Source organism: Bacteroides neonati (genome assembly GCF_000499785.1).
Taxonomy (GTDB): Bacteria; Bacteroidota; Bacteroidia; order Bacteroidales; family Bacteroidaceae; genus Bacteroides; species Bacteroides neonati.
This window is the reverse complement of the sequence record NZ_HG726019.1, coordinates 612780-632360: the sequence shown is the minus strand read 5'-3', so window position 1 is coordinate 632360 and position 19581 is coordinate 612780. Positions and strand designations below refer to the sequence as shown.

The following is a 19581-nucleotide window of genomic DNA, read 5'->3' as shown; positions in this document are numbered from 1 at the left end:
GGCTGTTGCAAAAAACTTAAAAGAGGGTAGGCTCGTTTGCTGCGCTACCCAACAGATTAAACGTCATTCGATGGTAGGGTGAAGCACCGTGTTCTGCAATGGCAGCACGGTGCTTTTTGGTAGGATAACCTTTGTTGTGGTTCCAATCATAAACGGGGAACTCCTTATGAAGTGCCTCCATATAATCGTCCCTATACGTTTTTGCCAGAATAGAAGCTGCTGCGATAGAGAGGTACTTGCCGTCGCCCTTGACAACAGTAGTATGCGGAATGCCGGGATAGGCTTTGAAGCGATTGCCGTCGATTAATAAATGCTCCGGGCGTGATTGTAGTAAATCGACTGCCCGGTGCATAGCCAGAATAGAGGCATTGAGAATATTTATCTTATCAATTTCTTGAGCTGTGACAATTCCTACCGCCCAAGTAAGTGCTTCTCGTTCAATAATCTCCCGAAGGGCATATCGTTGATGCTCATTCAACTGTTTAGAGTCGTTGAGCAGTTCATTCTTGAAATCCTTCGGTAGTATCACAGCGGCTGCAAAGACAGAGCCGGACAAACATCCGCGTCCGGCTTCGTCACAACCGGCTTCTACCAGGTCGGCGTTTAAATAGGGTAATAACATGCTACGTTGTATTTTTGTGCATGCAAAGATACGTATTTAATTTAAAATATACTCCAAGCCACGGTTAGTCCTGCCATGACAATGGCAACCATGCTCATGAGCTTAATCAGGATGTTCAAACTCGGTCCCGACGTATCTTTAAAAGGATCGCCAACGGTGTCACCTACGACAGTTGCTTTGTGTACATCACCTCCTTTGCCACCGTGGTTACCTTCTTCTACGTACTTCTTTGCATTGTCCCAAGCGCCGCCCGAGTTGGCCATGAAGATAGCCAGTACGAAACCGCTGCTCAAACCACCGATCAGTAAGCCCAGTACACCGGTTACTCCGAATACCAGTCCGGTTAATATAGGAGCCACGATGGCTATAAGCGATGGAACTACCATTTCGCGCTGTGCGCCTTTGGTCGATATGGCCACGCACCGTTCGTAGTCGGGTTCTGTCTCGCCGGTCAGGATACCTTTTATCTCTCTGAACTGACGGCGCACCTCGTCTACCATATGTCCCGCAGCACGGCCTACGGCATTCATTGTCAATCCGCAAAAGAGGAAAGCCATCATTGAGCCGATGAACATACCCGAGAGCACTTTGGGATTCATCAACGTTACATCGTAATAGTACATGAAGTCAATGAAAGTAGCGTTATTGGTCGAAACCATATCTCCGTTGGGCATTGTTAGCTCCATCGTGCCCATGCGGGTAAGACCGATACGGATCTCTTCGATATACGAGGCCAGCAGTGCCAGACCGGTCAGGGCAGCCGATCCGATGGCAAAGCCTTTGCCTGTGGCAGCGGTTGTATTGCCCAACGAGTCGAGTGCATCGGTGCGTTTGCGCACTTCAATTCCCAAGCCCGACATCTCGGCGTTGCCACCGGCATTGTCGGCAATCGGGCCATAAGCATCGGTAGCCAACGTTATACCCAATGTCGAAAGCATACCTACGGCAGCAATTCCAATGCCATAAAGCCCCATACCGGTATTGGCAAAGTCGAAGCCAGAAGCGAATAAATAGGAGGCGATGATACCTATCACTACAGCTATTACGGGTATAGCTGTTGATATCATGCCCAGACCGATGCCCGAGATGATAACGGTTGCAGGCCCGGTTTTACCACTTTCGCTCAGTTTCTGTGTAGGGCGGTACGATTGCGATGTATAATACTCGGTTGAGCGTCCGATGATAATGCCCACCAATAGGCCTACCACTACCGAACAAGAAATCCACATCCAGTTATCCAAGCCGAGTAGCCACAGGATAAAGAACGTTGCTCCGACAATCAGTACAGAACTTAGGTTGGTACCAAAAGCCAATGAGTTGAGCAGGTCTTTCATCTTTGCGTCCTCTTTGGTGCGTACCGAGAATATTCCGATGATAGAGAGTAAAATACCTACGGCAGCAATCAGCATCGGGGCAATGACCGCCTTAAACTGCATGGCCGTATCGCCTGTATGGATAAAAGCGGCTGCTCCCAAGGCAGCAGTGGCAAGAATGGAGCCGCAGTAAGATTCGTATAAGTCGGCTCCCATACCGGCTACATCGCCTACGTTATCGCCTACGTTATCGGCAATAGTGGCAGGGTTGCGTGGATCGTCTTCGGGTATGCCTGCTTCAACCTTTCCTACAAGGTCGGCACCTACATCGGCCGCTTTGGTATAAATTCCTCCACCCACACGGGCAAAGAGCGCTTGTGTCGAAGCACCCATACCGAAGGTTAACATGGTGGTCGTTACTAGACAGAGCTTATGTGTTGGCGTGAGTACATCGGCTGGTATGGCCCAATTCAACAGCAGATACCAGAAAGAGATATCGACTAGTCCCAGACCTACTACAACGAGCCCCATTACTGCGCCGCTTCGGAAAGCAATCCGTAGTCCGGCATTGAGTGATGTACGAGCTGCATGTGCGGTACGAGCCGAAGCCTGCGTTGCTGTTTTCATACCCAGAAATCCCGATAGTCCGGAGAAGAAACCACCCGTAAGGAAGGCTATCGGTACCCATCCGTTTTGCACATCGAAACCATAGGCCATAATAGAGAATAAAATAACCAACCCGAGAAAGACCCAGCCGACAATCTTATACTGTTGTTTCAGATAAGACATCGCACCTTTGCGCACAGCAGCAGCGATCTTAATCATTTGTGGAGTACCTTCGCTCTCTTTCATCATTTGCTTATGGAAATAGTAAGCAAAGCAGAGAGCTAACACAGAGGCTGAGGGAATCAGCCAGAAAAGCAAGCTGTCCATAGAATAAATTTTTATTAGGTTTACGAAGCCCTAAAAGTATTGAATATAAACTGAATAGCAAAGAAAAGAGAAAGAAAAAATTAATAGACAAAGCGGATAAAGAAAAAACACGATACCGATGCCTCATAGAGCTGATACCGATCGACTACTTTGAGGGGGTATCGGTTGATCGTCGGAACATCTGCCCCAGATCATCCGATCATCCGTCCCGGATCATCCGACCCTTTGCTTCTCATGGTCCGACCCTTTGTTCTGTACCAACGGTTCATTTCGATTGAATGTACCGTGCATTTGGTCTGACTAAACCGTTCTTGAACAAACGAAGCACTCCTTTCTCTTTCCGTAGCCCCTTTCGTCTGTTTTTGCAACCTTGTTGCATGCCAACTGTTCTATCTTTGCATGCAGAAACTTTAAAATGAACGAAAAATGGGATGTAATTGTTGCAACCAAACGATAGACGATCACTCGAAAAAAGAGAAAGCACGTTTCCGGATTTATCTTCCGGCAAGCATTAGTTTAGTCATGATTATTGTCGGAGTGCTGTTGGGGCATTTCGGGCTGTTTGATACCAAAATCGTTGCCTTTATTTGGTACCTGATCGCTTATCTTCCGGTAGGCTTTCCGGTACTTAAAGAAGCGGTAGAGAGCACCATGCATCGTGATTTCTTCAATGAATTCACGCTGATGAGCATCGCTACCATCGGAGCCTTTTGCATTGGCGAATATCCCGAAGGAGTGGCAGTGATGCTGTTTTACTCCATTGGTGAGTTGTTTCAAGCAAGAGCGGTAGGGAAGGCGGAGCGAAACATTCGGGCATTGCTCGATGTGCGCCCCGAAACAGCAACCGTGTATCGAGACGGAATACCTGTTAAGATACACCCGCGGCAGGTATGCGTAGGCGAAACCATTGAGGTCAAAGTAGGCGAACGAGTACCTCTCGACGGACACATGATTGATGAACAAGCTTTCTTTAATACGGCGGCACTGACAGGCGAAAGCGTGCCGAGAACGATTCGAAAGGGCGAAGAGGTGTGGGCGGGAATGATTGTTAACGACCGTGTGGTACGCATACAAGTCGATAAACCCTATGACCAGAGTGCACTATCGCGCATCCTTACACTGGTACAAGAGGCAACTGAACGCAAAGCACCGGTCGAACTCTTTATTCGTAAGTTTGCCCGTATCTATACGCCAATCGTTACCGGTTTGGCTGTGCTCATAGTGCTTGTTCCCTTTGTTTGGTCACTGTTCGCTGCCGATTTTATATTTGTATGGAGCGATTGGTTTTATCGCAGTCTGGTTTTTCTGGTTATCTCTTGTCCCTGTGCGTTGGTTGTCAGCATTCCGTTGGGCTATTTTGGAGGTATTGGTGCTGCTTCGCGTGCAGGCATTCTCTTCAAAGGAAGCAACTATCTTGATGGTATTACGAAGATCAACACCGTTGTATTCGATAAAACGGGGACATTGACCAACGGAACCTTTGAAGTACAGCGGGTGCAAGGTTTAAGCTGGGGCGATGAGCAGCAGCTGTTGCAGTGGATTGGTTCGGCCGAACAACAAAGCAATCATCCGATAGCGCGAGCCATTGCTCGCTATGTCGAAGCAGAAGGTGTAGCCTTGCTTCCGGTTACCCGTGCAACAGAAATAGCCGGGTTCGGTCTGAGAGCTACTATTGCTGAGCGTGAGGTGCTGGTCGGTAATTTATTGTTGTTGGTACGCGAGGGTATCACTGTTCCGGAGCAGTTGCAAGCCATCTCCGAAACCATTGTCGCGTGTGCCGTGGATGGTGAGTACCGTGGGTATCTGTTAGTAAGTGATAGCCCCAAGACAGACGCTCTTCAAGCAATTGAAGACTTGCAATCATTAAATATTGCTAATATACAGATCTTGTCAGGAGATAAACAGACCATCGTTACTACCTTAGCCAACCGGTTGGGAGTAGCACAAGCTTATGGCAATCTTTTGCCCGAAGACAAGGTGAAGCATATCGAGCAGTTAAAAGCCGATCCGAACAATCGAATAGCCTTCGTAGGCGATGGGATCAATGACGCTCCGGTATTGGCGTTGAGCCATATTGGCATTGCCATGGGTGGACTGGGTAGCGATGCTGCCATCGAAACCGCCGATATCGTTTTGCAAACCGACCAACCATCGCGGATTGCTACGGCCATACGTATCGGGAGGATGACTCGCCGGATTGTGTGGCAGAATATCGGATTGGCTTTTGCCGTTAAGTTTATTGTGCTGTTGCTTGGGGCTGGTGGTATCGCCACGTTGTGGGAAGCCGTCTTTGCCGATGTAGGCGTAGCATTACTAGCCATTTTGAATGCCATACGCATTCAGCGCAAAGAGTTTTGAACGTTAAAAAGAGGGAGGAAGTATATGGAAGCAAATGAGTATCTACAGAAGTTAAGCCAACGAGACATTAAGCCAACTGCTCTGCGGCTGCTGATTCTCAAAGCAATGATGCAGTTTGAGCGGGCATTCTCCCTGCTCGATCTCGAGACCTATCTCGATACGGTAGACAAGTCGACCCTCTCGCGAACCATCACTCTGTTCTTGAAGCATCACCTGATTCACTCCATTGACGACGGTTCGGGCTCTTTGAAATATGCCGTTTGCGGTAGTGAGTGCAACTGTGGCATTGGCGACCTGCATGTTCATTTTTACTGTACCTCCTGCCAGCGAACCTTTTGTTTGAAAGGGATCCACATTCCTCCGGTGACTCTGCCGCGGAACTTCACACTCGAAAGCATTAACTACGTGATGAAAGGTTTGTGCGATCACTGCTCGAAAAACGGTTGAAAGCACGTTCGTTTAAGTTCTTCTCATCACCCTTTGCTCTTTGGGCATATATATCTACTACGAGAGTAAGTCACTAACCCGACAATAGCACCGAGTAGAAGGCCGAACGTTACGATAAAAGCCCAGACATTCGTAACGCGCGATTGTGCTGTGAGGGTATAATCGGCAGCGAGGTTGCGGTACGCATCTACTTTCCAAACCAAAGCACCATCTTGATAAAGAGTCGTATTGGCCGATAGGATCTCTCCCGGCAAGCTGAGATCGTATTGAATGAATGTATCGAACAAGTCGATGGACTGACTCTGCTCTTCTAATTGCTGCTCAAACTCTTTCGCATACCGGCTTTTCACGTTCGAAAAGTGCAATGTGTGGAAGTGTGTGTCCAAGAGGTCGCATACGATAGTTGGAGAAAAATCGGGCAGATCTTCCCTTCCCGGCTGATTGGTCAGGAATAACGAATCTTTGCATGCAGCCAGGCGAGGCAGATACCGTTTATCCTCCGAGAGGGAATCAAAGTGCTGTACGATATCAAAGCTAATTTCGTACATCGAGTGAGCGTACCATTGCAAGAAGTTCTTTTCAAGATCGTCGAGTACACTTTTTAGTTCGATGCCGTTCATTCCTTGGTAGCCCTTCATGTCTCCCTGTAGCCAAAGAGCTTGCTGTGGTTCGGTTAGGTAACGAGAGAGAGGTATCGGCCCTTTGTCTGTTATCTCCGGATATACGGCTGTAAAGGTATAATAGGTATAGAACCAACGGAACTGTTTCTTCAACGTCTCTTTGGGGGCTGCCAGTGGGCGCATTACTTCGCGTACGGGTGGCACAGGTGTTTCATCTTCGAACGAATAGTGGCGATAGGCTTTTACGTTGAGGTTGCGCTTCTCACCAAAGAAGTCGTATGCTATACACGAGTCGAAGCGGGTTACCTGCCAATCGTTGTTCAACACAAACAAGAATGGATTGTGTGCCGTATTGCCCACCATAAAAGCCGAATCGCCCAGCGCATAAATTGTTTTCCCGATCGTGCCGTCGGGGGCGACATGCGTTACCGACCGATAATACGAAGAGACACAAGAGGTAGTCGTCAAGGCTACACAACCGAGTACGAAGAGTAATTGTTTTGCTTTCATAATCAACATCTATTTAAGTTTGCACTTCATTTCGTTTGCCCGCTTGATAAGAAACTCTCTTCTGGCAGCCTGCTCCTGTTGCTGGGTTTGCCACCTTGCCAGTAATAAGGTCTTCTTTTGCGAAAGACTCATCTCCTCGGGAAGATGGATAAGAGCTTTGTACGGCATGGCTATTCTCGTATCGCGAACCGGCAGAGGTGTAACCATCGATTGGCTGACCAACAGGCACAGCAGCAAGGTGGCTGCCACTCCCGATATGCCACTGATGATTGCTACGTATGGACTCGTTCTTCTCTTAACAGGCAAAGAAGATATTCTGTGTATAATTTCTTCAGTCAGTATGTCCGGTTCCCGTAGAATCGGTAATTTCCCTTTCAACTCTTCGATGAGTTGGGCATAGCATTCATCTTCTCGTTTCATAAGTCAGGATCTATTTCGTTCAACTTCTTTTTAATACTTTTTCGAGCCAGATAGAGGTTACTTTTGATCTTGGCAGCCGATAAGCCGGTGATTGCGCTGATCTCTTGCGGTTCCAGTCCCTCGATGTCTTGCAGTACAAATACGAGTTTCTGCTTTGGGGTCAGTTCATCGGTAAACCGGATGATTAGCTCTTTCAGCTCCTTGTTTGCCACTTCCTCTTCAATCGTATGGCTCGAAGTTAAATCTGCATCCGATGCGGTGATGCTGTTTTTACTCTGGTTAGGCTCGTGTTGAAGTAATCGCAATCGGTCGTAACAGGTGTTGGCTGTAATCTTATAGAGCCAGGTCGAAAAGCGAAATTTAGGATGATACCGATACAGCGAAAGCCATACTTTGATAAAGGTTTCTTGTGTCATGTCTTTGGCTTCCTCTTCGTTGCACAACAATCTGAATGCCAATCGAAACACAAGCGGCTGATATTCAGCAACAAGTATGGAGAATGCTTCGGCATCGTGCCGTAAGCTTCTGTCAATGAGCATTTGTATTTGATCGTTAGTCATAAGGTAGTATCCATTTACTATATGATACGTGATGGAGAACGATTGGTCGAATAAAAAACAAAAAAAACGGGTGAAAGCATTGCCTTCACCCGTAAAACTCATTCGATTAGTCTGCTATCCTCACTGCTGTTCCGCAAGCGGTAACCATCAGCATACTGCCGTTGCCACCTACGGTTTCGTAATCAAGGTCAACACCGATTACTGCGTTGGCGCCCATGGCACTGGCTTGTTGTTGCATTTCGAGCAAAGCGGTTTCTTTTGCTTCGCGAAGCACCTCTTCGTATGAACCCGAGCGCCCGCCTACAATGTCGCGGATGCTGGCAAAAAGGTCACGAAATACATTGGCGCCAATAATGGTCTCGCCCGAAACAATACCGTAATAGGTAATTATTTGTTTTCCTTCAATAGTGGGAGTGGTAGTTACTAACATAGTTTTCTGTTTAAAAGTTATTTGCTGTTCTATTAGACGCAAGATACTATGGAAAAGTTGCAATGAAGAGAATCTTTTTTTGTAAAGAGTATATTGATGTTCGGATGTCAAAAATAACTTTTTAGTTTATAGTTCTGTCGGAACTTGGTAAATTCCCGAATACTCACTGATAGCGGGTTCTTTGATCTATCTTTTTTTTATTTATTATCTTTTTGTGTTTGCAAATATATTAATATCTTTTTAATATCCAATATAATAGTGGTTTATTCATGAATATTTTTATTCTCCTGTTAGTCAATAATAGGACGGCAACGATAGACTCAATATTGAGTAGGTGAATATTGGTAGAACGTTTCGATGGGACTCAAATAGCTGATGGATGGAGCCCCGTATTGAAATGTACGCTGTTTTTGATCTTTTGATATTCTTTAAAAAGAATATCAAAAGAGATTTTTTATATCTGTATTTTGGCAATATTTACATCTATGTTTAATAACGTTATTCTTTCCTCCCCGCTAATATCTTTATATGATGCATAAATAAGGGATTTTCTCTGCTTATCTTATTCAAATATAAGCGAAATGAAATGACTTATGATTGACAGTAATAATGAAACGACCGTTATAGATATATTCTGCCAAAGAGAAAGTGAGCCCCGTAATCCCTTTTGGGATAAGTTCCGACAGTACCTAGATACTTGTTCTCATTTATTTTTTTATCGAAGTTTCAGCATAGATCAGCATAGATATTCTATCTATTGAAATATTATAAACTAAACACATGTCGCCTATGAAAACTTAAATCAGAGAAACACTAGCAATTCTTATTTGGAGTATGCAACTCTACTTTTATTAAAACACATTTTTTTTATGTTAAACCGAATAATTTAATGTATGGCAAAAAAAAACAACCAGTTTGCGGGATTAGCACAATTGCGCGAAACGAACTTATTGAAAATAGCAGGCATCAGTTTCTTGCTATTAGGTACAGTGTCGCAGTTTGCAGCGGCCGATACGTATGAAAGAACCACCGTCACAACAACACAACAACAGCAACAAAATGTCAAGGTAACCGGAACTGTCGTAGACCAAAATGGAGAACCGTTAATAGGTGTGTCTGTAGTGGTAAAAGGAGTTGGTAATGGAACTATTACTGATATGAATGGTGCATTTACAATTGTAACAAAGAAGGATATGACTCTTGAAGTGTCGTATGTGGGTTATATCCCGTTGACTGTTAAAGTGCAAGATTCCAGCCATTTAAAATTAATGCTGAAAGAAGATGCACAAACTCTCGAAGAGGTCGTTGTAGTTGGATATGGCACGCAGAGGAAAGCGAATTTGACAGGAGCTGTAGCCTCTGTAGGTGGTGAGGTCTTGGCCAATAGACCGATTAGTAATATCGGACAAGGCTTACAGGGAGTAGTGCCCAACTTGAATATTACCATGAGTCAAGGCGGGGCTCCCGGTTCCGGCTCTAATTTTAATATCCGTGGTACTACTTCGTTGAATGGTGGTGGTCCGTTGGTACTAGTAGACAATGTACAAATGGATGCCAACTTAGTGAACCCAGAAGACGTGGAGTCTATCTCTGTACTCAAAGATGCTGCCTCTTCGGCCATCTACGGAGCACGTGCCGCTTATGGTGTTATTTTGATAACCACTAAGAAAGGAAAGAGATCGGGCAAACCAACTGTCTCCGTTTCTGCTACTGGATACTGGCAGAAGGCAGCGATGGACTTTCATAATGTTAACTCGATGGATTTTTTGAGGATGAAAGATCTCGCTTATCAGAATGGTGGTGGTAGCGGACGCTATTATCAAGAAGCCATTTATTCGTATACCGAAAAATACTTTAATGGTACGTATGATTCACCTGTGTTTTTTGATAAATCAATTAGTGACTATAAGTATCAGTATTGTGGTAATACCGATTGGTGGAATGAATTGTATAAAACATCCTTTTCTCAGATTTATAATGCTAATATTAGTGGGGGAAGTGAGAAAACAACCTATTACCTCTCGGTGGGGATGAATGACCAAGGTGGTAACTTGAAGGCAGCCGATGATAATTATAAAAAGTACAATGCCAATCTTAATGTCTCTACCGATGTAACAAAATGGTTAACCGTCTCTGCTAAAATTACACATACCTATACGACTGAACTTCACCCTACAGGTGGTACGACAGCCATGAATAATACGGCCTACTCAGGTCTATCGGCTTATTCGGGGATGATGAAAAATGATTTAAGCCCGTTGATGCCGGTAAAACATCCCGATGGGCACTATGCCGGTCAAGGTGGTTATACTAATCCAGTGGCTATACAAGCCCAAGGAGGTAATGCCGAATATAAACAAAATGATCTCTGGATGACCGGAGGGCTTAAATTAACACCATTGAAAGGGTTGATAGTCAATGTTGACTATACCTTTAATTATTACGGCAAAGCTACTTCTCAGCATGTGCGTAACTTCTATGATTATACGGCTGTGCCCGGAACAGAGAATTATTATCCCTGGACTAATCCGAGTAGTGTCACTTTAACCAATGACGATGATTATTACAATGCCTTTAATGCTTTTGCCGAGTATGGCTTTTCGCTCAAAGACAATGTGCATAACTTCAAGATAATGATGGGTTACAATCAAGAAAACAAACAGACGAAATATCATTATGTAGGACGCAAAGAGTTGATTGATTCATCTAATCCGGCTTTAAATCAAGCTACAGGAGATATCGCTACCGGCTATTCGGCAAGCCATTGGGCGATTAATGGAGCTTTTGCCCGCATCAATTACAACTATAAACAACGGTATTTGGTCGAATTGAACGGACGTTATGACGGATCATCTCGTTATGCCAAGGGGCAACGTTATGCCTTTTTCCCTTCGGCATCGGCTGCTTGGAGAATCTCTGAAGAAGCTTTTTGGTCGCCTTTAAAGACATGGTGGGATGATTTGAAACTGCGTGCCTCTTATGGTTCACTGGGTAACCAATTGACGGGCGACTTAGGCAATTTCCCCTATCTGGCTACCTATGGTACAAATACGAAATATGGTGCTTTACTGGGTGGATCACTTCCCGTTGCCATCACCTCTCCGGGCTTGGTGAGCCCTTCGTTTACTTGGGAAACGGTGAACCAGATGAATGTCGGTTTTGATGCTATTTTCTTAGGTGGGCGTTTAAATACCTCTTTCGATTGGTACCGTCGTGATACCAAAGATATGCTGACTGCCGGACAAGCACTGCCTGCAGTATTGGGAGCCAATGTACCTAATCAGAATGCAGCAGACCTAAAAACACTTGGGTGGGAGATTTCTATCGGCTGGCAAGACCGATTGTCCTCGGGATTAAGCTATCATGTTAAAGGTGTTCTATCTGATAATCAGGCTACCATTACCAAATTTGCAAATCCAACAGGACTTATCGATAAAAACTATGTTGGGCGTAAAGTGGGCGAAATATGGGGATATGTATCCAATGGACTTTATCAAACGGAACAAGAAGCAGCTGCAGGACATGATCAGTCATACTTATATGGTGGCAAATGGACAGCCGGCGATGTCAAGTATGAAGACCTCAATGGAGATGGCAAAATAAATATTGGTAAAAATACGCTCTCTGATCCGGGAGATCGCAAGGTCATTGGTAATAATACCTCACGCTATGCTTATGGTATCACGGGAGGATTTGAATACAAAGGTTTTGATTTTGATATGTTTTGGCAAGGGGTCGGTAAACGCGATTACGCTGTAGGTGGCGGTCAGTTTTGGGGCTTTACAAGTGAGTGGGATACTCCGCTGACTACGGCACTGGACTATTGGACACCCGATAACAAAGCGGCTTACTTCCCTCGTCCCAACTGGAACAATGGCGGAAATCGGCAGACATCAACACGCTACTTGCAAGATGCAAGCTACATTCGCTTAAAGAATGTAGTACTCGGATATTCGCTTCCTCAGCATATTCTGGCACACGCAAAAATTCAGCGTTTGCGAATCTTTGTTCAAGGTGAAAACTTACTCACTTTTACGCCGCTAATTGATGCGTTCGACCCGGAAACACTGGGTAATATGGTTTATCCGATTAATAAGAAATATTCAATCGGATTGAATCTGACGTTTTAATGTTTAATCTAAGAAATAATAACAATGAAAATAAAGCATATATTTTATTGGGCTATCCTTATGGGTACGCTCGGTTCTTGTGACGTAACTAATCTGTCACCGAAAGACTCTTTCACAGACGAGACTTATTGGAATACGGTAAATGATTTGAAACTATATGCCAACGGTTTGTATGGTAATATCAGCAGTCCTAAAGCCGATGGAGATAAAGAGACAGATAACTTTGTTACGACGGACTATTCGAAGTACTTGTTTGACGAATATTCCGTACCCTCTACCGATGGTGGCTGGAAGTGGGATGGACTGCGAAGCTGCAACTACTTTATGCAGCGCTATATGCGTGTAAAGGGTGCCGAAGCAGAAATCAATATATATGTGGCCGAAGTGCGTTTCTTTCGTGGAATGATTTATTTTGATAAGATAAAAACTTTCGGAGATGTACCCTATTACGATAAAGACCTCCAAACAGAAGACGTTGAAGAACTGTATAAGCCCAGAGATAAACGAGACTATGTACTTGCTAAGATTATAGAAGATTTTGAATATGCCATTCAGTGGTTGCCTACCAAAGAGAAGTCGGAAAGTGGACGCTTAAACAAAGATGCCGCCCGTACTCAATTGGCTCGTATCTGTTTATATTACGGTACATATAAAAAGTACCACAATGAATCGGGGGCTCCTACCTCTGATGAACTGCTTAAAAAAGCGGCTGCTTTGGCGAAAGAGGTAATGGATACCGGTAGTTACGAAATTGTGAAAGGGCAGGACAATGGGAGCGGACAGCTTTCCAATAACGGATATCCACTCTACTATTCCAACCAATTTACCCAGGAAGACTTAAGCACGAATAAAGAAGGAATTCTTTGTCGTTATTATAAAACAGGAATACTGACTCACGAAACCGGTAGAAATGCCGGTGGAAACGGAATGGGATTATCCAAAGACTTTGTCGAATCTTTTTTATGTAAAGACGGAGCCCCTATTTCGCTAAGCCCTCTTTATAAGGGTGATGAGGATCAGGAAAGCGAATTTGCAGATCGAGACCCGCGTATTTATCAGATTATTGATAATAAGCATAAGCCATATATTGTAAGAAATGGTGAGAAAACATATAATCCGGTAGCTGATTGTACGGCAAGTGCAGCAATCACAGGCTATCCTTGTGTTAAATTCCGTTCGGCAGATACACGACAGGCCGAAGCGCGTAATACTTCTTACGACTGGTTTGTGTATCGTTATGCCGAGGTGTTGTTGATTTATGCCGAGGCGCAAGCCGAATTGGGGCTCTGTACACAAGCCGTGTTAGACATGACGATTAATCAGCTTCGTGATAGAGTTGAAATGCCCCATTTAACTACTACTCCGGTAGCAGACACCAACCCTGTTGATTATGGATATTCTCTTTCGAGCTTACTTTATGAGATTCGTCGTGAGCGACGTATCGAACTGATTGCTGAGGATTTTCGCATGGACGATCTAAAGCGTTGGAATGCAATGAAACTACTTGAAAACCCCAAAACCATGTTTGGTTTGTGCATTACCCCAACCGTAATCAAAGAGTATAAGGAGCACAATGTAACTTTTGGTGGTACCGATGGCCGACCGGTCGTGGAGTATAATGGAAAGACCTATTTGTATCAATATGCTGCGAGTAAAAAAATTGGGGATCAAGGGCGGAAATGGTCTAAGGAAGATCGCCGCTGGCTATATCCGTTACCAACAACTGAGCTAACTCTCAACCCGAACTTGACACAAAATCCTGGTTGGAAGTAGGAGCGAACAGTTAATCAAGAGTTCTGCCTTTATTGGCGATTTGAAGAAAGCCTCTTATCTTGAAATGGGATAAGAGGCTTTCTTGTTCAAAACTAGGTTGTTCCTCTAAAACATTTGTCTCACTCTTTCAATACCGGCTATCATTGTATCAACTTCCGCTTGGGTATTGTACATGGCAAATGAAGCCCGAACAGTACCTTCAATGCCCAATCGCTGCATCAAGGGTTGTGCACAGTGATGTCCGGTACGGACGGCAATGCCCAACCTGTCGAGCAAGGTGCCCATATCGAAATGATGTATATTGCCTACGAGGAAGGATATCACGCTGCTTTTATTTGCGGCTTCGCCAAAGATGCGGATATCGGGAATCTCCCGGAGACGCTCCATAGCATAAGCCGTTAGCATGTGTTCATGGGCGGCAATGTGTTCGATTCCGACACCATTGACGTAGTCGAGTGCTTTGGCCAGTGCGGTGGTACCGATGTAATCGGGTGTTCCGGCTTCGAACTTAAAAGGCAACTCGTTGAAGGTTGTTTTTTCGAACGAAACATGCTGTATCATCTCTCCTCCGCCTTGATAGGGAGGAAGGCGGTCGAGCCACTCTTCCTTGCCATAGAGCACACCGATGCCCGTAGGTCCGTAAATCTTATGTCCCGAGAAAGCAAAGAAGTCTACATCCAAATCCTGAACATCGACTTTCATATGAGGTACCGACTGTGCGCCATCGAGCAATACGGGCACACCGTGTGCATGGGCGGTAGCAATCATCTCTTTGGCCGGATTAACAGTACCCAGTACGTTAGATACCTGTACGATGCTCACGATTTTTGTTCGTTCGGAGAATAGTTTCTCGTATTCGTCGAGCAACAGCTCTCCCCGGTCGTTCATGGGGATTACTTTGATGGCAATGCCTTTGCGGGCAGCCAAGAGCTGCCAGGGTACGATGTTGCTGTGATGCTCCATGACCGAGATAATCACCTCGTCGCCCTCTTCCATAAACTCTTGTCCGAAGCTCGATACAAGCAGGTTGATGGCCTCGGTAGTGCCGCGGGTGAAGATAATCTCATTGGTACTGCCGGCATTGATAAACTCGCGTACGGTGCGGCGAGAGCTTTCATGCAACTCGGTTGCTTGCTGCGACAGGTAGTGTACGCCACGATGCACATTGGCATTGACCGAGTAATACTCATCGACTATCGAGTCGACTACCAGTCTGGGCTTCTGCGTCGTAGCACCGTTATCGAAATAGACCAAAGGCTTCCCATATACCTCACGGGAGAGGATGGGAAAGTCTTCGCGAATCTGTTGAATATTCATAATGGTACGTTTTATTTGCAAATGGCACAACCTTGGCACTTGTTCAGCTCTCCACGGAAGCGCTTCTCGACCAATAGGTGGAGGCGATCTTTGAGTGCATCCAAGCGAATGGTGTCGATCACTTCATTAACGAAAGCAAACATCAGCATCAGGCGGGCCTCTTTCTGAGAGATACCGCGCGAACGCATATAGAAAAGTGCTTTCTCGTCGAGTTGACCTACCGTAGCACCGTGCGAACATTTTACGTCGTCGGCATAAATCTCTAGTTGAGGCTGGGTGTACATACGTGCTTCGCGTGTGGCACACAGGTTGCGGTTGGTTTGTTGCGAGGTGGTTTTCTGTGCACCCGGCCGAACAAGTACCGAACCGGCAAAGGCACCTACTGCCTGATCGTCGAGCACATACTTAAACAGCTCGTTGCTGTTGCAGTTGGCAACGGTATGATCGATAGTTGTATGGTTGTCTACATGCTGGTTTTTATCTTCGATGGCCATGCCGCAGAGGTTAATCTCTGCACCTTCGCCGGCGAGAGTCACCTGGGTGGTATTGCGAGTAGTGCCGTTGTGCAGCGTCATACCGTTGAGCAATACGTTGCTGTTGGCCTCTTGCTTTACGTACAGGTTGCTGAAACGGGTAGTGCTGGTATGCGTTTCTTCTAGCTCATAGAGATCGAAGGTAGTGTTGGCTCCGGCAAAAACTTCAATAACCTGAGTCGATAAGAAGTTCACATTGTCCATGGCGTGATCGCAAACCAAAAGGCGGGCTTGTGCTCCCTCTTCAAGGATAATGAGTACACGGCGATTCATCATAAAGTCCACATCGGCACGTAGCACGTTGACCAACTGGATGGGCTTCTCTATCACCACATTCTTGGGTACGTACATCAACACGCCATCTTGTGCAAAGGTGGTGTTGAAGGCTGTCAGCCCGTCTTTTTCCGTATCTGCCAGCTGTCCGTAATACTTCTTCACCAGTTCGGGATGCTGTATGGACATCTCTTTCAAACTACCGAAGAGTACGCCCTCGGGTAGGTGAGTGGTAGGTTGTGTTTGTGTATAGAATACATCGTTCACAACAAAGAAGAGCGAAGTGCTCATGTTGGGCACGTCACATTTAAACACCTCGTAGGGGTTGGCAGGAATAGCCAGTCTGTTCAGGTTCAATCCGTAATCGGGTTCGAAGTACTTGCTTACGTCGGTGTACTTATACTTCTCCAGTTTGCGGGTCGGAAATCCCTGTGCCTGAAAGTCGGCAAAAGCTTTCGCTCTTGGAGCATTCAAGGCCTCCGCACTGTGTCGGCAAATCATTGCCTCCGTCTGGGAGAAGAGATCTATGTATTGTTGTTCTATACTCATAACTATTCTCCTAATTCTTTCTTGATCCAATCGTATCCCTTCTCTTCCAGCTCAAGTGCTAACTCAGGACCGGCAGTTTTAACGATACGGCCTTTGTAAAGTACGTGTACGATATCCGGTTTTATATAGTCGAGCAAGCGCTGGTAGTGCGTGATAACGATCGTACTTGTCTCGGGAGTTTTCAGTTTGTTTACTCCTTCGGCTACAATGCGCAGGGCATCGATATCCAATCCCGAATCGGTTTCGTCGAGGATGCTCAGGCGCGGTTCGAGCATCGCCATCTGGAATATCTCGTTGCGTTTCTTCTCACCACCCGAGAAACCTTCGTTGACCGAGCGGTTGGCCAGTTTGTTGTCGAGCTCGACTACTGCACGCTTCTCGCGCATCAGCTTCAAGAACTCGCTGGCGGTGAGTGCGGGCAATCCTTTGTACTTGCGTTGCTCGTTTACTGCCGCGCGCATGAAGTTAACCATGCTCACACCGGGAATCTCCACCGGATATTGAAAACTTAGGAAAATGCCTTCGTGGCTGCGGTCTTCGGGCGATAGCTCCAATAGGTCTTTGCCGTAGAACTGAACGCTGCCTTTGGTTACCTCGAAAGCCGGATTGCCTACCAATACAGAAGAGAGTGTACTCTTGCCCGATCCGTTAGGACCCATGATAGCGTGTACCTCGCCTGGTTTTACAGTAAGGTTGATACCTTTCAATATTTCTTTGCCGTTGATGTTGGCATGTAAGTCTTTTATTTCTAACATAATTCTTAATTTAAAATTCTTGATTACCCTACGCTTCCTTCCAAAGAGATAGCCAGCAGCTTCTGCGCTTCGACTGCAAACTCCATGGGGAGTTTATTGAGTACCTCTTTGGCATATCCATTGACAATGAGTCCGATGGCATCTTCGGTAGGAATGCCTCGTTGATTGCAATAGAATATTTGGTCTTCACTGATTTTAGAGGTGGTGGCTTCGTGTTCTACTACAGCCGTCTCGTTATGTATGTCCATGTACGGGAAGGTGTGTGCACCACATTTGCTACCCAGCAGCAACGAGTCGCACTGGCTGTAGTTGCGGGCATTGTCGGCCTTCTCGGTCACCTTTACCAAACCACGATACGAATTTTCGCTCACTCCCGCCGAGATACCTTTGCTCACGATGGTGCTGCGTGTATTCTTTCCCAGGTGAATCATCTTGGTGCCGGTATCGGCTTGCTGATGGTGATTGGTTACGGCTACCGAATAGAATTCGGCACTGGAACCGTCGCCTGAGAGAATGCACGAAGGATATTTCCATGTGATGGCCGAGCCTGTCTCTACCTGCGTCCACGAAAGCTTACTGTCTACGCCTTTGCAGTTACCGCGTTTGGTTACAAAGTTGTATACACCTCCCCGTCCTTCGGCATCGCCCGGATACCAGTTCTGTACGGTCGAGTATTTCACTTCGGCACGGTCGTGTACGATGATCTCGACAATCGCCGCATGGAGTTGGTTCTCATCGCGCATGGGTGCTGTGCAACCTTCGAGGTACGATACATACGAATCCTCGTCGGCAATAATCAGCGTACGTTCAAACTGTCCCGTGTTAACGGCATTGATACGGAAGTAGGTCGACAGCTCCATCGGGCAACGGGTGCCTTTGGGGATGTAAACAAACGATCCGTCGGAGAATACAGCCGAGTTGAGGGCAGCAAAGAAGTTATCGCGATAGCCCACTACCGAGGCCATATACTTCTTTACCAGATCGGGATGTTCTCGTACCGCTTCGCTGAAGGAGCAGAAGATGATACCCTTCTCCATCAACGTCTCTTTGAAGGTGGTTTTGACCGATACCGAGTCCATCACCGCATCAACGGCCATGCCGCTCAGCATCATCTGCTCTTCGAGCGAGATGCCCAGTTTATTAAATGTTTTTATAAGTTCAGGATCTACCTCGTCGAGACTCTTCGGACCCTCTTTTTTCTTTGTCGGGTCGGCATAGTACGAAATAGACTGATAATCAATCTCAGGAATACGGAGATGTGGCCACGTAGGCATCTCCAGCGTAAGCCAATGGCGGTACGCTTTCAGTCGGAACTCCAGCAACCATTCCGGTTCTTCTTTCTTTGCCGAGATGAGGCGCACCACATCTTCGCTCAATCCGATCGGAATGATGTCGGTCTGCACATCGGTGGTGAAGCCATATTTGTACTTCTCCTGTGTGAGTTCCTTTACGTATTTATTGGGTTCTTCTTGTTGCATTATTTATTGAGTATATATTGTTGTGTAATTTCTTTTGCAGTCGGAAAAAAGATTCCCGCGAACGTCTCTACCGGATAATATAACAAGGATTCGCTCTTCTTTGTTTGATGGATGAGTTTGTTATCCGAATCGATAAATTCAATAACACAGATAACCAGACTAACGAGGAGCAGGTATTTCAATGCGCCCAGTCCGCAACCCAACCATCGGTTGAGCCATCCCAAGGAGATCGCTTCGACAGCTTTTGTTAGCACCGATGCCACGATGGTGAATAGTAGCGGCACGGCAATCCATATTACGACGAAAGCCAATATTTGCGCCACGGTCATCGACTCCGTTATCGTGGGGCAGAGCTTTTCGGCCAGTGGCGTATACAATGCTTTGGCTGCCAATAGTCCGGCAATCAGTCCGAGAATGGAGGCCAACTGTCGGATAAAACCTTTCATGAAGCCCATCACTACGCCTGTACCGACAGCGATGAGAATAATGATATCAATCATTGGCATAGGTTATTATAACTAAAAACGGAGACACGGAGTTATAATCACTCTGTGCCTCCG

General features: G+C 45.9%; 15 protein-coding genes. 4 read left to right on the top strand and 11 right to left on the bottom strand.

Features of this window, described 5'->3' with window-relative positions:
• Positions 1-16: 16 nt before the first annotated feature.
• Positions 17-622, bottom strand: coding sequence for a ribonuclease HII (locus tag TY03_RS02545; protein ID WP_042367040.1), 606 nt, complete (start codon positions 620-622; stop codon positions 17-19).
• A gap of 41 nt (positions 623-663) precedes the next feature.
• Positions 664-2868: a sodium-translocating pyrophosphatase gene (locus tag TY03_RS02540; RefSeq protein ID WP_042367038.1), complete on the bottom strand. Its 2205-nt coding sequence runs from the start codon at positions 2866-2868 to the stop codon at positions 664-666.
• Between the two features lie 426 nt (positions 2869-3294).
• Here TY03_RS02540 and TY03_RS02535 point away from each other — a divergent pair, with 426 nt between their 5' ends.
• On the top strand, positions 3295-5226 hold the full coding sequence (locus TY03_RS02535) for a heavy metal translocating P-type ATPase (protein WP_042367036.1): 1932 nt from the start codon (positions 3295-3297) through the stop codon (positions 5224-5226).
• Between the two features lie 24 nt (positions 5227-5250).
• Positions 5251-5673 carry a Fur family transcriptional regulator gene (locus TY03_RS02530; protein WP_042367034.1) on the top strand — a complete coding sequence of 141 codons (423 nt, stop codon included), beginning with the start codon at positions 5251-5253 and terminating at the stop codon, positions 5671-5673.
• A 26-nt stretch (positions 5674-5699) separates the two neighbouring features.
• Here the strand turns inward: TY03_RS02530 and TY03_RS02525 are convergent, their stop codons facing one another.
• The 4 genes from TY03_RS02525 to TY03_RS02510 all read right to left on the bottom strand — a co-directional run bounded on the left by TY03_RS02525 (position 5700) and on the right by TY03_RS02510 (position 8213).
• The gene (locus TY03_RS02525; protein ID WP_042367313.1) at positions 5700-6803 is read right to left on the bottom strand and encodes a hypothetical protein; all 1104 of its coding nucleotides are present in this window, start codon (positions 6801-6803) and stop codon (positions 5700-5702) included.
• Positions 6804-6812: 9 nt separating this feature from the next.
• A complete protein-coding gene (locus tag TY03_RS02520; protein WP_042367032.1) occupies positions 6813-7223 on the bottom strand; it encodes a hypothetical protein in 411 nt (136 codons plus the stop codon).
• A complete protein-coding gene (locus tag TY03_RS02515; RefSeq protein WP_042367311.1) occupies positions 7220-7783 on the bottom strand; it encodes an RNA polymerase sigma factor in 564 nt (187 codons plus the stop codon). Before TY03_RS02515 ends, TY03_RS02520 begins: the two co-directional genes overlap by 4 nt.
• A gap of 106 nt (positions 7784-7889) precedes the next feature.
• Entirely contained in the window at positions 7890-8213 is a 324-nt protein-coding gene (locus TY03_RS02510) for a heavy metal-binding domain-containing protein (protein WP_042367030.1), read from the bottom strand.
• Positions 8214-9106: 893 nt separating this feature from the next.
• Here TY03_RS02510 and TY03_RS02505 point away from each other — a divergent pair.
• A complete protein-coding gene (locus TY03_RS02505; RefSeq protein ID WP_074434121.1) occupies positions 9107-12343 on the top strand; it encodes a SusC/RagA family TonB-linked outer membrane protein in 3237 nt (1078 codons plus the stop codon).
• A gap of 24 nt (positions 12344-12367) precedes the next feature.
• A complete protein-coding gene (locus TY03_RS02500; RefSeq protein WP_042367028.1) occupies positions 12368-14116 on the top strand; it encodes a RagB/SusD family nutrient uptake outer membrane protein in 1749 nt (582 codons plus the stop codon).
• A 105-nt stretch (positions 14117-14221) separates the two neighbouring features.
• Here the strand turns inward: TY03_RS02500 and TY03_RS02495 are convergent, their stop codons facing one another.
• Genes TY03_RS02495 through TY03_RS02475 form a run of 5 tightly spaced genes read right to left on the bottom strand, consistent with a single transcriptional unit; the run spans position 14222 to position 19527 of the window.
• On the bottom strand, positions 14222-15433 hold the full coding sequence (locus TY03_RS02495; protein WP_042367026.1) for an aminotransferase class V-fold PLP-dependent enzyme: 1212 nt from the start codon (positions 15431-15433) through the stop codon (positions 14222-14224).
• Between the two features lie 11 nt (positions 15434-15444).
• Positions 15445-16788: a Fe-S cluster assembly protein SufD gene (gene sufD / locus TY03_RS02490; RefSeq protein WP_042367024.1), complete on the bottom strand. Its 1344-nt coding sequence runs from the start codon at positions 16786-16788 to the stop codon at positions 15445-15447.
• A 2-nt stretch (positions 16789-16790) separates the two neighbouring features.
• Positions 16791-17543 (bottom strand): Fe-S cluster assembly ATPase SufC, encoded by a 753-nt coding sequence (sufC, locus tag TY03_RS02485; RefSeq protein ID WP_042367022.1) that lies wholly within the window; start codon positions 17541-17543, stop codon positions 16791-16793.
• 23 nt (positions 17544-17566) lie between these two features.
• Positions 17567-19021, bottom strand: coding sequence for a Fe-S cluster assembly protein SufB (gene sufB / locus TY03_RS02480; RefSeq protein WP_042367020.1), 1455 nt, complete (start codon positions 19019-19021; stop codon positions 17567-17569).
• Positions 19021-19527: a CvpA family protein gene (locus TY03_RS02475; protein ID WP_042367019.1), complete on the bottom strand. Its 507-nt coding sequence runs from the start codon at positions 19525-19527 to the stop codon at positions 19021-19023. Before TY03_RS02475 ends, sufB begins: the two co-directional genes overlap by 1 nt.
• Positions 19528-19581: the final 54 nt, after the last annotated feature.

Excerpts from the sequence above, each read along its gene's own strand:
- sufB (WP_042367020.1), bottom strand. The coding sequence starts at position 19,021 with ATGCAACAAGAAGAACCCAATAAATACGTAAAGGAACTCACACAGGAG.
- TY03_RS02500 (WP_042367028.1), top strand. The coding sequence starts at position 12,368 with ATGAAAATAAAGCATATATTTTATTGGGCTATCCTTATGGGTACGCTC.
- TY03_RS02475 (WP_042367019.1), bottom strand. The coding sequence starts at position 19,527 with ATGCCAATGATTGATATCATTATTCTCATCGCTGTCGGTACAGGCGTA.
- sufC (WP_042367022.1), bottom strand. The coding sequence starts at position 17,543 with ATGTTAGAAATAAAAGACTTACATGCCAACATCAACGGCAAAGAAATA.
- TY03_RS02520 (WP_042367032.1), bottom strand. The coding sequence starts at position 7,223 with ATGAAACGAGAAGATGAATGCTATGCCCAACTCATCGAAGAGTTGAAA.
- TY03_RS02540 (WP_042367038.1), bottom strand. The coding sequence starts at position 2,868 with ATGGACAGCTTGCTTTTCTGGCTGATTCCCTCAGCCTCTGTGTTAGCT.
- TY03_RS02505 (WP_074434121.1), top strand. The coding sequence starts at position 9,107 with ATGGCAAAAAAAAACAACCAGTTTGCGGGATTAGCACAATTGCGCGAA.
- TY03_RS02525 (WP_042367313.1), bottom strand. The coding sequence starts at position 6,803 with ATGAAAGCAAAACAATTACTCTTCGTACTCGGTTGTGTAGCCTTGACG.
- sufD (WP_042367024.1), bottom strand. The coding sequence starts at position 16,788 with ATGAGTATAGAACAACAATACATAGATCTCTTCTCCCAGACGGAGGCA.
- TY03_RS02495 (WP_042367026.1), bottom strand. The coding sequence starts at position 15,433 with ATGAATATTCAACAGATTCGCGAAGACTTTCCCATCCTCTCCCGTGAG.
- TY03_RS02515 (WP_042367311.1), bottom strand. The coding sequence starts at position 7,783 with ATGACTAACGATCAAATACAAATGCTCATTGACAGAAGCTTACGGCAC.
- TY03_RS02545 (WP_042367040.1), bottom strand. The coding sequence starts at position 622 with ATGTTATTACCCTATTTAAACGCCGACCTGGTAGAAGCCGGTTGTGAC.
- TY03_RS02510 (WP_042367030.1), bottom strand. The coding sequence starts at position 8,213 with ATGTTAGTAACTACCACTCCCACTATTGAAGGAAAACAAATAATTACC.
- TY03_RS02530 (WP_042367034.1), top strand. The coding sequence starts at position 5,251 with ATGGAAGCAAATGAGTATCTACAGAAGTTAAGCCAACGAGACATTAAG.
- TY03_RS02535 (WP_042367036.1), top strand. The coding sequence starts at position 3,295 with ATGGGATGTAATTGTTGCAACCAAACGATAGACGATCACTCGAAAAAA.